Source organism: Enterobacter sp. BWH52, assembly GCF_001037565.1.
Classification (GTDB): Bacteria; Pseudomonadota; Gammaproteobacteria; order Enterobacterales; family Enterobacteriaceae; genus Enterobacter; species Enterobacter hormaechei_C.
The window spans coordinates 2,547,755-2,561,706 of sequence record NZ_KQ089854.1 but is presented as its reverse complement, the minus strand read 5'-3'; the positions used below and the strand labels follow the sequence as shown (position 1 = coordinate 2,561,706).

General features: G+C 56.2%; 15 protein-coding genes. 10 read left to right on the top strand and 5 right to left on the bottom strand.

Features of this window, described 5'->3' with window-relative positions:
* The first annotated feature begins 72 nt into the window (after window positions 1-72).
* Entirely contained in the window at window positions 73-348 is a 276-nt protein-coding gene (ychH, locus tag SK47_RS12060; protein ID WP_003856655.1) for a stress-induced protein YchH, read from the top strand.
* 120 nt (window positions 349-468) lie between these two features.
* A complete protein-coding gene (locus tag SK47_RS12055; protein WP_048244311.1) occupies window positions 469-1,527 on the top strand; it encodes a MerR family transcriptional regulator in 1,059 nt (352 codons plus the stop codon).
* Here SK47_RS12055 and dauA read toward each other — a convergent pair.
* The 4 genes from dauA to lolB all read right to left on the bottom strand — a co-directional run bounded on the left by dauA (window position 1,513) and on the right by lolB (window position 5,867).
* Window positions 1,513-3,192 carry a C4-dicarboxylic acid transporter DauA gene (gene dauA / locus SK47_RS12050; RefSeq protein ID WP_032658872.1) on the bottom strand — a complete coding sequence of 560 codons (1,680 nt, stop codon included), beginning with the start codon at window positions 3,190-3,192 and terminating at the stop codon, window positions 1,513-1,515. The two genes, SK47_RS12055 and dauA, sit on opposite strands and share 15 nt — an antisense overlap.
* 124 nt (window positions 3,193-3,316) lie before the next feature.
* Window positions 3,317-4,264, bottom strand: coding sequence for a ribose-phosphate diphosphokinase (gene prs, locus SK47_RS12045; RefSeq protein WP_003856663.1), 948 nt, complete (start codon window positions 4,262-4,264; stop codon window positions 3,317-3,319).
* A 125-nt stretch (window positions 4,265-4,389) separates the two neighbouring features.
* Window positions 4,390-5,259 (bottom strand): 4-(cytidine 5'-diphospho)-2-C-methyl-D-erythritol kinase, encoded by an 870-nt coding sequence (gene ispE, locus SK47_RS12040; protein ID WP_003856664.1) that lies wholly within the window; start codon window positions 5,257-5,259, stop codon window positions 4,390-4,392.
* A complete protein-coding gene (gene lolB / locus SK47_RS12035) occupies window positions 5,256-5,867 on the bottom strand; it encodes a lipoprotein insertase outer membrane protein LolB (RefSeq protein WP_048244310.1) in 612 nt (203 codons plus the stop codon). Before lolB ends, ispE begins: the two co-directional genes overlap by 4 nt.
* 201 nt (window positions 5,868-6,068) lie before the next feature.
* On the opposite strand from lolB, the gene hemA reads away from it, so the two are divergent.
* The 6 genes from hemA to kdsA are packed head-to-tail and all read left to right on the top strand — an operon-like array spanning window position 6,069 to window position 11,372.
* Window positions 6,069-7,325: a glutamyl-tRNA reductase gene (gene hemA, locus SK47_RS12030; RefSeq protein ID WP_003856666.1), complete on the top strand. Its 1,257-nt coding sequence runs from the start codon at window positions 6,069-6,071 to the stop codon at window positions 7,323-7,325.
* A 41-nt stretch (window positions 7,326-7,366) separates the two neighbouring features.
* The gene (prfA, locus tag SK47_RS12025) at window positions 7,367-8,449 is read left to right on the top strand and encodes a peptide chain release factor 1 (protein WP_003856667.1); all 1,083 of its coding nucleotides are present in this window, start codon (window positions 7,367-7,369) and stop codon (window positions 8,447-8,449) included.
* The gene (gene prmC / locus SK47_RS12020) at window positions 8,449-9,279 is read left to right on the top strand and encodes a peptide chain release factor N(5)-glutamine methyltransferase (RefSeq protein WP_045351014.1); all 831 of its coding nucleotides are present in this window, start codon (window positions 8,449-8,451) and stop codon (window positions 9,277-9,279) included. The genes prfA and prmC overlap by 1 nt, the downstream gene beginning before the upstream one ends.
* Window positions 9,280-9,281: 2 nt before the next feature.
* Window positions 9,282-9,668: an invasion regulator SirB2 gene (sirB2, locus tag SK47_RS12015; RefSeq protein ID WP_369701965.1), complete on the top strand. Its 387-nt coding sequence runs from the start codon at window positions 9,282-9,284 to the stop codon at window positions 9,666-9,668.
* 3 nt (window positions 9,669-9,671) lie between these two features.
* Window positions 9,672-10,481 carry an invasion regulator SirB1 gene (gene sirB1, locus SK47_RS12010; protein WP_003856670.1) on the top strand — a complete coding sequence of 270 codons (810 nt, stop codon included), beginning with the start codon at window positions 9,672-9,674 and terminating at the stop codon, window positions 10,479-10,481.
* A 36-nt stretch (window positions 10,482-10,517) separates the two neighbouring features.
* Window positions 10,518-11,372, top strand: a complete 855-nt coding sequence (gene kdsA / locus SK47_RS12005) for a 3-deoxy-8-phosphooctulonate synthase (RefSeq protein WP_003856671.1) — start codon at window positions 10,518-10,520, stop codon at window positions 11,370-11,372.
* 106 nt (window positions 11,373-11,478) lie between these two features.
* Here kdsA and chaA read toward each other — a convergent pair whose 3' ends face one another.
* Window positions 11,479-12,579 (bottom strand): sodium-potassium/proton antiporter ChaA, encoded by a 1,101-nt coding sequence (gene chaA, locus SK47_RS12000; protein ID WP_003856672.1) that lies wholly within the window; start codon window positions 12,577-12,579, stop codon window positions 11,479-11,481.
* 268 nt (window positions 12,580-12,847) lie between these two features.
* On the opposite strand from chaA, the gene chaB reads away from it, so the two are divergent.
* On the top strand, window positions 12,848-13,078 hold the full coding sequence (gene chaB / locus SK47_RS11995) for a putative cation transport regulator ChaB (protein ID WP_032609439.1): 231 nt from the start codon (window positions 12,848-12,850) through the stop codon (window positions 13,076-13,078).
* Window positions 13,079-13,254: 176 nt separating this feature from the next.
* Window positions 13,255-13,950, top strand: a complete 696-nt coding sequence (locus SK47_RS11990; RefSeq protein WP_017384255.1) for a gamma-glutamylcyclotransferase — start codon at window positions 13,255-13,257, stop codon at window positions 13,948-13,950.
* The last annotated feature ends 2 nt before the right edge of the window (window positions 13,951-13,952 follow it).

Sequence of the window (13,952 nt, the reverse complement as noted above, 5' to 3'; positions counted from 1 at the left end):
GGCGTTGTCTATACTTTACACACAAGGAGAAGGGGCTTTTCCCCTGACAACCCAAAGTTCCGGAGGTGACATATGAAACGCAAAAACGCTTCAATGCTCGGTAACGTGCTAATGGGGTTGGGACTGTTCGTGATGGTCGCCGGTGTCGGTTATTCAATCTTAAACCAATTACCGCAGCTTGACCTCCCACAATACTTTGCGCATGGCGCGGTGCTGAGTATCTTCCTCGGTGCGGTACTGTGGCTCGCCGGGGCGCGCGTGAGCGGACATGAGGAAGTCTGCGATAAATACTGGTGGGTGCGTCATTACGATAAACGATGCCGCCGCGACCAGCGCAAGCATAGCTAGTACCCCATAAAGAACACCGAAACGACTTCATCTGAAGTCGTTTTTTTTTGCATGACGCATTGACCCTCACGTAACGTAAGGCTTCAGAGTAACGACACTGGCAGAACAAAAGGAGCCGTTATGTTGATACAGGTGGGAGAACTGGCGAAACGTGCCGGGATCACCGTGCGGACTTTGCATCACTACGAGCAAACAGGGCTGTTGTTACCTTCTGCCAGAAGCGCGGCAGGCTACCGGCTTTATAACCTGGCGGATGTGCAGCGTCTGCATATGATCCAGACGCTGGCAAAAGCCGGGCTGGAGCTTGCCGAAATCAGGGATTTTCTGAAACAGCGTTCGCTGTCATTAGCCGAATTACTCGACGGGCAAATCACTCTGCTGGACAAGCAACTGCGTAGTATCCATACGCTGCGCAACCGGCTGGTGGAATTGCGTACCGGGCTGACCGACGATGCGACGCCGGATCTGGAATCCTGGCTACAGACTCTGGAGTTAATGAATATGTACGATCGCTGGTTTAGCAAAGAAGAGTTGCAGCAACTGCCGTTTGCGGTAGAGAAAGAGGCGCTGGCGGATATCTGGTCGGGGCTGGTGAGGGAGGTTAAACACTTGCTGGAACAGAACGTCAGCGTCACGGACGCGCGGGCGACCGATTTGGCTTCACGGTGGATGGAACGCCTGGAGCAGGATACCGCAGGCAAACCGGAATATTTGACCCGCCTGAACGAGATGCACAGCGTGGAGCCGCAGATGCAGGAGCAAACCGGCATTACGCCGGAGATAACTGATTACATCACGCGGGCGTTTGCCGAATCAAAGCTCAGCATCTGGGAGAAATATCTCACTGCCGAAGAGATGGCCTTTACCCGGGCGCACTACTTTGACCGGATGATGGAGTGGCCGCCGCTGGTGGCGAAGCTGCATCAGGCGCAGCGAGATAATCTCAGTCCCGCTTCTGACGATGCGCAAAAGCTGGCAGAAAAGTGGCTGGTTTTATTCCAGTCCTATGCGGGAACAAACCCGCAGACCCAGCAAAAATTTCGCCTCGCCATGCAGCAGGAGCCGCATCTGATGAAAGGCACGTGGATGACGCCTGCCGTGCTTGAATGGCTCCAGCAGGCGATCGGGGTGATGATGCAAAGACGCGTCTCTGCATCAGATGACTCACAGATCCGCTAATGCAGCTTCACGGTTAGGGTAGAAGGACAATCGGCCAGGGATCGGCTGCACGCCTGCGCGCGCCATGGTGCGCAGGGGCTGGAATTCGAGGTTACTTATCCGCAGCTCGCAGCCTTCCGGCAGGCGGGCAACAAAGCGCTGGAAGGCATCCAGACCGCCGGCATCCAGCACCGGGACGGCATCCCACTTCAGCACCACAATCCGTTTGCCCGCGATGCGGGATTCCAGATCGCTGAACAAACCTTCCGCTGCGGCGAAGAACAGCGGACCAATCACGCGCAGCACCAGCACATCGTCAGGCACCTCAACGTTAACCGGGGAGAGACGCGTCATCTGCGCGATGCGGCGCATAAACAGCAGCGAGGCCAGCACTATGCCGACGCTGATAGCGATAACCATATCGAACAGCACGGTCAGCGACATGCAGATCAGCATCACGATAATGTCGTCTTTCGGCGCGCGGCGCAGCAGGTTAACCACCTTATGCGCCTCACTCATGTTCCAGGCCACCATCAGCAGCAACGCAGCCATGGCAGAGAGCGGAAGCCATGAAAGCAGCGGGGCAAGGATCAGCAGCGCCATGATCACCAGCAGGGAGTGAATGACCGCCGAAACCGGTGATGTCGCGCCCGCACGTACGTTCGCGGCGGAACGGGCAATCGCAGCCGTAGCCGTAATACCGCCGAAGAACGGTGCAACGATGTTCCCTAAGCCCTGGCCGACCAGCTCGCTATTGGCTTTATGCTTAGTGCCGGTCATGCCGTCGAGCACAACGGCGCACAGTAGAGATTCAATCGCGCCCAGCATTGCCATGGAGAATGCAGCGGGCAGCAGAGCGCGAAGGGAATCCCAGCTCAGGGTGAAGCTGGAGCCCGGCATGTCCCACGGCAGAACCAGCTGCGGCAGCAGCTGCGGAATGCCGCTGCCCTGTGAGCCGTCCGCCAGAACATAGTGGAACTGGGAGCCAATGGTGGCGACCTGTCCACCGAGCAGGTTGACGGCGCCCATCACCGCGCAGCCCAGCAGCAGAGCGGGCAGATGGCCCGGGAGACGAATGCCTAAGCGAGGCCAGACGATGAGTGTGCCGAGGGTAACGATGCCAATGGCCGCATCGCCCAGGTTGGCCGTCGGCAACGCCATAAACAGCGCGCCCACTTTCTGTAAATAGTGCTCCGGAACATGGGCCATTTGCAGGCCGAGGAAATCCTTAATCTGCATGGTCCCGATGGTAATCCCAATCCCCGAGGTGAACCCCAGCGTTACGGAAAGGGGAATATATTCAATCAGGCGACCAAAGCGGGCCAGACCAAACAGAATTAAAAAGATGCCGGACATCAGGGTGGCAACCAGCAGGCCTGCCAGACCAAACTGTTGGGAAACCGGGTAGAGGATCACCACAAAGGCGGCCGTCGGGCCGGAGACGCTGAAGCGGGACCCGCCCGTCAGCGCAATCACAATCCCCGCAACGGCCGAGGTGTACAGCCCGTACTGCGGCGCGACGCCGCTACCAATCGCCAGCGCCATCGCCAGCGGGATGGCAATAATCCCGACGGTGATCCCGGCTATCAGGTCACGAACAAAGCGTGACGACGTGTATTTCTCTTTCCAGCAGGCGTCGATGAGGGCGCGAAAGGGCAGAACATGTGAGGAGGTTACTTTTTTCACAATTATCTATCATCCGTGTGCGCATCATCTGTCATATGAATGGCAGGTGAAGGAGGCATAAGTCATACAAATCAATACTATAAACAAAAAAACCCGCCGTAGCGGGTTTTTTGGCCGTGTTCGATCAGTGTTCGAACATTGCAGAGATCGATTCTTCGTTGCTGATACGACGAATTGCTTCGGCCAGCATCCCGGACAGAGTCAACGTACGCACATTTGGCAGCGCTTTGATCTCGTCGCTCAGTGGAATGGTATCGCACACCACAACTTCGTCAATGACGGAGTTACGGAGGTTGTTTACCGCATTGCCGGAGAAGATCGGGTGAGTGGCGTAAGCGAATACGCGTTTCGCACCACGCTCTTTCAGCGCTTCAGCGGCTTTACACAGCGTACCGCCGGTATCGATCATGTCGTCCACCAACACGCAGTCACGGCCAGCCACGTCACCGATGATGTGCATCACCTGAGAAACGTTAGCGCGCGGACGGCGTTTGTCGATGATCGCCATGTCGGTATCGTTCAGCAGCTTCGCGATAGCACGCGCACGTACCACGCCGCCGATGTCTGGAGAAACCACAATCGGGTTGTCCAGATTCAGTTGCAGCATGTCTTCCAGCAGGATTGGGCTGCCGAATACGTTATCAACCGGCACGTCGAAGAAGCCCTGAATCTGCTCTGCGTGCAGGTCGACCGTCAGTACGCGGTCAACGCCGACGCTGGACAGGAAGTCAGCGACTACTTTAGCGGTGATTGGCACACGCGCGGAACGGACGCGACGGTCCTGACGTGCATAGCCAAAGTAAGGAATAACAGCAGTGATACGGCCAGCAGAAGCACGACGCAGCGCGTCGACCATAACAACCAATTCCATCAGGTTGTCATTCGTTGGAGCACAGGTGGACTGGATGATGAAAATATCACCACCGCGTACATTTTCATTAATTTGTACGCTGACTTCGCCGTCGCTAAAGCGACCTACAGCGGCGTCGCCGAGGGAAGTGTACAGGCGGTTGGCAATACGTTGTGCTAGTTCCGGGGTGGCGTTACCAGCAAAAAGCTTCATATCAGGCACGAGAAGAACCTCAGGCATGCGTCCAGTGGTGGATAGCGTTCGCCGCAAACTGCGGGGCCTAAGCAAACGCTATCCAGGCGGTGTATTAAAGAGCGCGATGCAACGTCTGGAACAGGGTGACGTTGTCACCGAAACTCAGTCTGCGCCAGAATGGCCTGCTGTAGGGGGGAGATGTTCATCCCGCGTGCTACAAAACCATGCAGCCAAACCGGCGCTTGCTCAAGCACCTGACGGGCGGCGGTTTCGGTGTCAAATTCAGCAAAGACACAGGCCCCTGTACCGGTCAGGCGCGACGGCGCGTATTCTAACAGCCAGGAAAGCACCGCATCAACCTCGCGAAAACGTTTTCTTGCGATATCCTCGCAATCGTTGCTGAATTCACAATTTAATAACGTTTTTATTGACCGTACCGGGGTATTTCTTTTCAGGTCAGGATCTTTAAAGATGACCGGGGTAGGAATGCTCACGCCAGGGTGAACGATCAGATACCATTTTTCCGGCGGATCGACCGGCGTGAGGATTTCACCGACACCTTCAGCGAACGCCGCGTGGCCGCGCACAAACACCGGTACATCGGCGCCCAGCGTCAATCCTAACGCTGCCAGTTCGTCCGTCGTCAGACCGCAGTCCCAGAGGTGGTTAAGCGCCACCAGTACGGTCGCGGCGTTTGATGAACCGCCACCAAGACCGCCGCCCATTGGCAGGCGTTTGTCGATACGGATATCCGCACCGCTTCCCGCTGGCAGACGACCCGACGACGACGCCGTTTTCATCAGAAGGCGAGCAGCGCGCACGATCAGGTTATCCTCATGCGCCACGCCGTCGACCGGCGTCAGCAGGTGAATCTGCCCGTCCTGACGCGGTTCGATGGAGATCGTGTCGCCGTAATCGACAAACTGAAACAGCGTTTGCAGGGTGTGATAGCCGTCAGCGCGCTGTCCGGTAATGTAGAGAAACAGGTTCAGTTTTGCGGGAGAGGGCCAGTGGGTCATCATTTAACGATCCAGTTGTCCATTTTCAGCTTGATACGCTGGCTACCCTGCGTCAGCTCCATATTGGACGGCAGCGACGGTTGCGTCTTGCTGTCATACGCGCTGTACACCACTTTCCAGGTTTTACCGCCCTGAGTGTAATTTACCTGGCTCAGACGGTATTGATCGTCGAGCGTGTAGTCGGTTGCGTCACCCGGCAGGCCAAGGATCCACTGGCGCAGACTATTGAGCGGAATCGGCATCCCGGTCAGCTTGCCAATCATCTCTTCGGCGTCGGTTGCCGTGTAGTGCTGGCATTTGTTATCGGTAATCTGCGCTTCGCCAGGCTTCGCGTTCAGCTCCAGTTCGGTGCTGCCCAGCGGGTTCAGCAGCAGCAGGCGATAGTTGTCCTGACCCGTTTGCTGCCAGAAGAAGCGAGCGTAAACTTTTTGCTCGTCAGAGAGATAAGCAAATGCACCGCGGGTCTGATACTGGCTTAATTTCAGCACGTCCTGCTGGTGCTGACGCCACTGCGGTGAGTCAGGGCTTTTGCCCGGGCCTTTCGGCTGATGAACGGAACAGGCGGTCAGAACCAGGGCCGCCAGAGGCAGCAGGCGAATCATTCGGGTCATAATGATGACAAATCCTTGAGATACGTTGCAGTTATAATTGTTAATGCTAGCGTTGAAGGGTGCCACCGTCTACGTTCAAATTATCTCAAAGCGTGGCGTAAGCTATTACTCCGAAAGGGGGCAGTCTCTTTTATTGATCTCGCGCATCCTGTATGATGCGTCCTGCTAACCTTATTAACGCTGGTACTACTCCCGCTCAACATGACCCTATTAGCACTCGGTATTAACCACAAAACGGCCCCGGTTTCACTGCGAGAACGCGTTACGTTTTCGCCGGATACGCTCGACCTGGCGCTGGACAGCCTGCTTGCACAGCCGATGGTGCAGGGTGGCGTGGTGCTGTCGACGTGCAACCGTACCGAGCTCTATTTAAGCGTGGAGGAGCAGGACAACCTGCACGAGGCGCTGATCCGCTGGCTATGTGACTACCACAACCTCAACGAAGAAGAGCTGCGCAACAGCCTGTACTGGCATCAGGATAACGATGCGGTCAGCCATCTGATGCGCGTGGCCAGCGGTCTGGATTCGCTGGTGCTGGGCGAGCCACAGATCCTCGGCCAGGTGAAAAAAGCCTTCGCGGATTCCCAGAAAGGGCATCTGAAAGCCAGCGAACTTGAACGAATGTTCCAGAAGTCATTCTCCGTGGCGAAGCGTGTGCGAACCGAAACCGACATTGGCGCCAGTGCGGTTTCGGTTGCTTTCGCGGCCTGTACCCTTGCCCGTCAAATCTTCGAATCGCTGTCGACCGTCACCGTACTGCTGGTGGGGGCGGGCGAAACCATCGAGCTGGTGGCGCGCCATCTTCGCGAACACAAGGTGAAGAAGATGATCATCGCCAACCGCACCCGCGAACGTGCACAGGTGCTGGCAGATGAAGTGGGCGCTGAGGTGATTGCGTTGAGCGACATCGATGAACGTCTGAAAGAGGCGGACATTATTATCAGCTCTACCGCAAGCCCGCTGCCGATTATCGGGAAAGGGATGGTCGAGCGTGCGCTGAAATCGCGCCGCAATCAGCCGATGCTGCTGGTGGATATCGCCGTTCCGCGTGATGTCGAACCGGAAGTGGGCAAACTGGCGAACGCCTACCTGTACAGCGTGGATGACCTGCAAAGCATCATTTCGCACAACCTTGCCCAGCGTAAGGCGGCGGCTGTGCAGGCGGAAACCATCGTTGAACAGGAAACCAGCGAATTTATGGCCTGGCTGCGCGCGCAAAGCGTCAGCGAGACCATCCGCGAATACCGCGGTCAGGCGGAGCAGGTGCGTGATGACCTGACGGCCAAAGCGTTAGCGGCCCTTGAACAGGGCGGCGACGCGCAGGCGATTATGCAGGATCTGGCCTGGAAACTGACCAACCGCCTGATCCATGCCCCAACCAAATCTCTTCAGCAGGCTGCCCGTGACGGGGACGATGAACGCCTGACAATTCTGCGCAACAGCCTCGGGCTGGAATAGCGCCCTATACCCATTTTCTAAGACAAGGTGCATTTACGCCTATGAAGCCTTCTATCGTCGCTAAACTGGAAGCTCTGCACGAGCGCCATGAAGAAGTCCAGGCGCTGCTCGGCGATGCCGGGACCATTGCCGACCAGGAACGTTTTCGCGCGCTGTCGCGTGAATACGCGCAGTTAAGTGATGTTTCAAAATGCTTTACCGACTGGCGACAGGTCCAGGAAGATATCGAAACCGCGCAGATGATGCTCGACGATCCTGAGATGCGCGAGATGGCGCAGGAAGAGTTACAGGATGCGAAAGCGCGTTCAGAAGAGATGGAGCAGCAGCTTCAGGTGCTTCTGCTGCCGAAAGATCCGGACGATGAGCGTAACGCCTTTGTGGAAGTCCGCGCCGGTACCGGCGGCGACGAAGCGGCGCTGTTCGCCGGGGATCTGTTCCGTATGTACAGCCGTTATGCCGAATCCCGTCGCTGGCGCGTGGAGATCATGAGCGCCAACGAAGGCGAGCATGGCGGCTACAAAGAGGTTATCGCCAAAATCAGCGGTGACGGCGTGTACGGTCGACTGAAATTTGAATCCGGCGGTCACCGCGTGCAGCGCGTGCCTGCGACGGAATCGCAGGGGCGCATTCATACCTCGGCCTGTACGGTGGCGGTGATGCCGGAGCTGCCGGAAGCGGAACTGCCGGATATCAACCCGGCGGATCTGCGCATCGACACCTTCCGCTCTTCAGGGGCAGGTGGTCAGCACGTTAACACCACCGACTCCGCTATCCGTATTACTCACCTGCCCACCGGGATTGTGGTTGAGTGTCAGGATGAACGTTCCCAGCACAAGAACAAAGCTAAGGCGTTATCCGTGCTGGGCGCCCGTATCCACGCGGCGGAAATGGCGAAACGCCAACAGGCGGAAGCCTCTACCCGCCGTAACCTGCTGGGCAGCGGCGACCGTAGCGATCGTAACCGCACCTATAACTTCCCGCAGGGGCGCGTAACCGACCACCGCATCAACCTGACGCTGTACCGTCTGGATGAGGCAATGGAAGGCAAGCTCGATATGCTGATTGAGCCTATCGTGCAGGAATACCAGGCCGACCAGCTGGCGGCACTGTCCGAGCAGGATTAATGGATTTTCAGCGCTGGTTACGCCATGCCGCCAGTGAGCTTTCTGCAAGTGAAAGCCCGAAGCGCGACGCCGAAATTCTGCTTGAGCATGTGACGGGTAAAGCCCGCACGTATCTGCTGGCTTTCGGCGAAACCGCGCTGACCGCTGAACAGCAATCGCAGCTGGAGACGCTGCTTGCCCGCCGTAAAACCGGCGAGCCGGTGGCGCATCTGGTTGGCGAGCGCGAGTTCTGGTCCCTTCCACTGTACGTCTCAGCGGCCACGCTGATCCCGCGCCCGGACACCGAGTGTCTGGTGGAGCAGGCGCTGGCGCGGTTACCGGCGCAGTCGTGTCAGATCCTCGATCTCGGCACCGGCACCGGGGCGATTGCGCTGGCGCTTGCCAGCGAGCGGCCAGACTGCACCGTGACGGCGGTAGACGTGATGCCTGATGCGGTCGCCCTCGCGCGGCGCAACGTTGAACGGCTGGGGCTGAACAATGTTTCCGTTCTGCAAAGCAGCTGGTTTGCCGCGCTTGAAAGCCGCATGTTTGAAATGGTTGTCAGCAATCCGCCCTACATCGACGAAGACGATCCACATCTCGCGCAGGGCGACGTGCGTTTTGAACCGTTGACCGCGCTGGTCGCTGCGAATCAGGGACTTGCGGATCTTGATCACATTGTGACAACGTCACGGCAACATTTGCTTCCCGGTGGCTGGCTGCTGGTGGAACATGGCTGGACGCAGGGAGAGGCGGTGCGAGCGCTGTTTACGCATGCCGGATACGCTGCCGTGGAAACCTGCCGGGATTACGGCGGCAATGAACGTCTGACGCTGGGGCAGCGGTCATGAGCATGTTTACGCTGCTGATCTCCGTTCACCTGGTTTCCGTTGCCCTGACCATTGGCTTTTTTATTGCCCGCTACTGGTGGCGCTACAACAACAATCCGCTGATTAACGCCCGCTGGGTACGCATCGCCCCGCACTGTATCGACACGGTGCTGTTCCTTTCCGGAGCCGGGTTAATGTGGAAGACCGGCTATCTGCCATTTACTGATAAAGGCGCATGGCTGACTGAAAAGCTGTTTGGCGTTATCATCTACATCGTTTTGGGTTTTATCGCGCTTGGGCGTCATCGTCCGCGCAGCCAGCAGACAGGGTTTATCGCCTTTTTGCTGGGTCTGGTGGTGCTGTACATCATCATTAAACTCGCCACCACAAGAATACCGTTACTGGGGTAAGTCATGAGGTCCTTAGCCGATTTCGAATTTAACAAAGTGCCGCTCTGCGATGGTATGATCCTGATTTCAGAGATGATCCGCGACGATTTTACGTCACAGTACGTTTACGCTGAACTGGAGAATCTGGTCAGCCTGGCGCGCGAAGAGATCAATCAGGCACGTCCGCAGGACTGGCAATTAGAGAAGCTGATTGAGCTTTTCTACGGCGAATGGGGTTTCTGCGACACGCGAGGCGTGTACCGCCTGTCTGACGCACTGTGGCTGGACCAGGTGTTGAAAAATCGTCAGGGCAGCGCCGTCGCGTTGGGCGCCATTTTACTGTGGGTTGCGCACGAGCTGGAGATTCCACTGGTGCCGGTCATTTTCCCGACGCAGATGATTTTGCGGGCGGAGTGGCTGGACGGTGAGATGTGGTTAATCAATCCGTTTAACGGTGACACGCTGGATGAGCATACGCTGGATGTCTGGCTGAAAGGCAACATCAGCCCGATAGCTGAGCTGTTCAATGAAGATCTCGATGAAGCCGATAACGCCGAAGTGATCCGCAAGCTCCTGGATACGCTGAAGTCTGCGCTGATGGAAGAGCGTCAGATGGAGCTGGCCCTGCGCGCAAGCGAAGTGCTGTTGCAGTTCAATCCGGAAGATCCGTACGAAATCCGCGACCGCGGCCTGATTTATGCGCAGCTCGACTGCGAGCACGTGGCGCTGAATGATTTAAATTATTTCGTCGAACAATGTCCGGAAGACCCGATCAGCGAGATGATCCGCGCGCAGATCAACGCGATCGCGCATAAACACATTACACTGCATTAATCTTAATTCCGATTCACACCTGAATAAGGCGATCCTATGAAACAAAAAGTGGTTAGCATTGGTGATATCAACGTGGCAAACGACCTGCCGTTCGTGCTGTTTGGCGGTATGAACGTGCTGGAATCCCGCGATCTCGCTATGCGCATCTGCGAACACTACGTGACCGTGACCCAAAAACTGGGCATCCCGTACGTGTTTAAAGCCTCTTTTGACAAAGCCAACCGCTCCTCCATTCACTCATACCGTGGCCCGGGCCTGGAAGAGGGGATGAAGATTTTCCAGGAGCTGAAACAGACGTTTGGCGTGAAAGTGATCACCGACGTGCACGAGGCGTCTCAGGCACAGCCGGTGGCTGATGTGGTAGACGTGATTCAGCTTCCGGCGTTCCTCGCTCGCCAGACTGACCTGGTAGAAGCGATGGCGAAAACCGGTGCCGTGATTAACGTGAAAAAACCGCAGTTCGTGAGCCCAGGCCAGATGGGTAACATCGTCGACAAGTTTATCGAAGGCGGTAACGACCAGGTTATCCTGTGCGACCGTGGTTCAAACTTCGGTTATGACAACCTGGTTGTGGATATGCTGGGCTTCAGCGTGATGAAGAACGTCTCTAACCAGTCTCCGGTGATTTTCGACGTGACCCACTCCCTGCAATGCCGCGACCCGTTTGGCGCCGCGTCTGGCGGGCGTCGTGCGCAGGTGACCGAACTGGCGCGCGCCGGTATGGCAACCGGCCTGGCGGGTCTGTTCATTGAAGCGCACCCGGATCCGGCTAACGCGAAATGCGACGGTCCATCCGCGCTGCCGCTGGATAAGCTGGAGCCGTTCCTGAAACAGATCAAAGCGATTGACGATCTGGTGAAGAGCTTCGACGAGCTGGATACCAGCAACTAATAAAAAAACCCGCTTCGGCGGGTTTTTCTTTGCCCGGCGGCGCTACGCTTGCGCGGGCCTACGGGTTTTGTAGGCCGGGTAAGCGCAGCGCCACCCCGCAAAAAAATTACGCAAATATCGTCATCAGATACGCAATAAACAGCGCCATATGCGCCGCGCCGTTCAGCACATTGGTGCGGCCGGTGGAGAAGGAAATCTGGCACAGCAGCAAGGATGCCACCATCACAATCATCTCTGGCGCACCCAGCGCAAACTGCAATTCATTTCCCGTCATAAAGGCAATCAACGTCACCACCGGAACGGTAAGGGAGATGGTCGCCAGAACAGAGCCAAAGAACAGATTCATCGCACGCTGCACCTGATTATTGAGCACCGCTTTCAGCGCTCCCAGGCCTTCTGGCGACAGGATCAACAGGGCCACCAGGAAACCGGTAAAGGCGACCGGCGCGTTCAGTTCAGTTAACAGCGCCTCCAGCGGGTTCGCATTCATCTTGGTGACCGCAATAACGGCAATCAGATGCACGATCAGCCATACCGTGTGCCACGCGCTGCTGTGAGCCGACGGCTTACCGTGATGCGGGTCATCGTCGTCACCGTCGTCTTCATGCTCGTAAACAAACAGGCTCTGGTGCGTTTTGGTCTGGATCAGCAGGAACACGCCGTACATCGCCGCGGAAATCAGCGCCACCAGCAGCGCCTGGCCGGTGGTGAAATTTGCACCCGGCAGCGCCATCGGGAATACCAGCACAATAATCGCCAGCGGGAACAGGGCGATCAGGTACTGTTTAATGCCAAAAAGGTTCATGTACTGGGTGGCAAATTTGCGACCACCTAATAAAAGTGAAAAACCAACCAGGCCGCCGGTAACAATCATAATGATGGAATAGAGCGTATCGCGCATTAGCGTTGGCGCGGCGTCGCCGGTGGCCATTAATGCGGAAATGAGACTGACCTCAAGAATCACAACCGAAAGGCTTAAAATTAATGACCCATACGGCTCTCCAAGACGGTGGGCTAAAACATCCGCATGGCGTACCACGCTAAATGCGCTGGTTAAAATACCCACCAGAGCCAGAATATTGATCCCCACAACCACTGGCAATGACTGACTGCTTCCCCAGAAGAGCAGCACAGCCAGTGCCAGAACCGGGAAAATGAGAGAGGTCTCCTTGTGGCGGGTTTTCACCGCCTCGTGTGTTGCTGTCATGTGTTTCTCCAACAATGCAGGTGCTTGTAATTATAGATAGATTTTAAAAGTATTAAATTAACAGAAATCTGTTAAATACCCTGTATTTTTTACTTAATTTTACCCTTTATTATAATTTTTATGCCTGAGGCTTATAATGGCCTATCTCTGTTAAATATTAATTTAATAACAATGACTTGCATTTTTATATTGTTCATTTCTTTCTGTTGGCTGGCACCCTCGCGTATCGTCGTCCACACTTATCTTTTAGCCAAAAGAGGGGTTAACGATGCCATACAAATCGAAAAGCGAATTACCAGATAACGTGCAAAACGTATTGCCTGCCCACGCCCAGGAAATCTACAAAGAAGCCTTTAACAGCGCCTGGGATCAGTACAAAGATAAAGAAGATCGCCGGGACGATGCCAGCCGCGAAGAGACGGCCCATAAGGTGGCCTGGGCCGCCGTAAAAAATGACTATGAGAAAGGGGACGATGATAAATGGCACAAAAAGAAATAGCCGCGAATAATACGCTGCCTCCCTTTTGACATTTCAGGCGGTTGACCTGCCGCTGTATTGCATCTGGCCCGCGAATTGCTTATCGTTGCTCAACTGCTGTTAAAATGAACAGCACAGAATGCCGGGAAGGCGAATTACAGATGTCGCAAGGAAGCATGCAGTGGCGGAGGTGGAATGTGTTAACGCGTGATTTCTTGATGAAGGCAGATTGTAAGACGGCATTTGGTGCTATTGAGGAATCGCTTCTGTGGTCGGCTGAACAACGTGCGGCGTCGCTTGCGGCAACGCTGGCCTGCCGCCCGGATGATGGCCCGGTCTGGATCTTTGGTTACGGCTCGCTGATGTGGAACCCGGCGCTCGAATTTGTTGAATCGGCAACCGGAACGCTGCCTGGCTGGCACCGCGCCTTCTGTTTGCGCCTGACCGCCGGACGCGGCAGCGCGTGTCAGCCAGGACGCATGCTTGCACTAAAAGAGGGCGGGCGCACCACGGGCGTGGCATACCGGCTGCCGGATACCACGCTGGAAGATGAGCTGACGCTGCTGTGGAAGCGCGAGATGATCACCGGCTGCTATATGCCCAGCTGGTGCAAGCTGGAACTGGATGACGGCCGCACCGTCAACGCGCTGGTGTTCATTATGGATCCGCGCCACCCGCTGTATGAAGCCGACACCCGAACCCAGGTGATTGCCCCGCTGATTGCCGCCGCCAGTGGACCGCTGGGTACTAACGCCCAGTACCTTTTCTCGCTCGATCAGGAGCTGACGCGTCTCGGTATGCAGGACGACTGTCTGAGTGAGCTGGTGGTGAAGGTGAAAGCGCTGCTGGAAGGGAACCCGCTCAGCAATACGCTGCGGCCAGGTTTTGCCTGATA

What these genes read in the sequence shown, in the direction of transcription:
- prfA (WP_003856667.1), top strand. Translation starts at nt 7,367, where the DNA reads ATGAAGCCTTCTATCGTCGCTAAACTGGAAGCTCTGCACGAGCGCCAT.
- SK47_RS12055 (WP_048244311.1), top strand. Translation starts at nt 469, where the DNA reads ATGTTGATACAGGTGGGAGAACTGGCGAAACGTGCCGGGATCACCGTG.
- chaB (WP_032609439.1), top strand. Translation starts at nt 12,848, where the DNA reads ATGCCATACAAATCGAAAAGCGAATTACCAGATAACGTGCAAAACGTA.
- chaA (WP_003856672.1), bottom strand. Translation starts at nt 12,579, where the DNA reads ATGACAGCAACACACGAGGCGGTGAAAACCCGCCACAAGGAGACCTCT.
- prmC (WP_045351014.1), top strand. Translation starts at nt 8,449, where the DNA reads ATGGATTTTCAGCGCTGGTTACGCCATGCCGCCAGTGAGCTTTCTGCA.
- lolB (WP_048244310.1), bottom strand. Translation starts at nt 5,867, where the DNA reads ATGACCCGAATGATTCGCCTGCTGCCTCTGGCGGCCCTGGTTCTGACC.
- ychH (WP_003856655.1), top strand. Translation starts at nt 73, where the DNA reads ATGAAACGCAAAAACGCTTCAATGCTCGGTAACGTGCTAATGGGGTTG.
- hemA (WP_003856666.1), top strand. Translation starts at nt 6,069, where the DNA reads ATGACCCTATTAGCACTCGGTATTAACCACAAAACGGCCCCGGTTTCA.
- sirB2 (WP_369701965.1), top strand. Translation starts at nt 9,282, where the DNA reads ATGTTTACGCTGCTGATCTCCGTTCACCTGGTTTCCGTTGCCCTGACC.
- kdsA (WP_003856671.1), top strand. Translation starts at nt 10,518, where the DNA reads ATGAAACAAAAAGTGGTTAGCATTGGTGATATCAACGTGGCAAACGAC.
- ispE (WP_003856664.1), bottom strand. Translation starts at nt 5,259, where the DNA reads ATGATGACCCACTGGCCCTCTCCCGCAAAACTGAACCTGTTTCTCTAC.
- sirB1 (WP_003856670.1), top strand. Translation starts at nt 9,672, where the DNA reads ATGAGGTCCTTAGCCGATTTCGAATTTAACAAAGTGCCGCTCTGCGAT.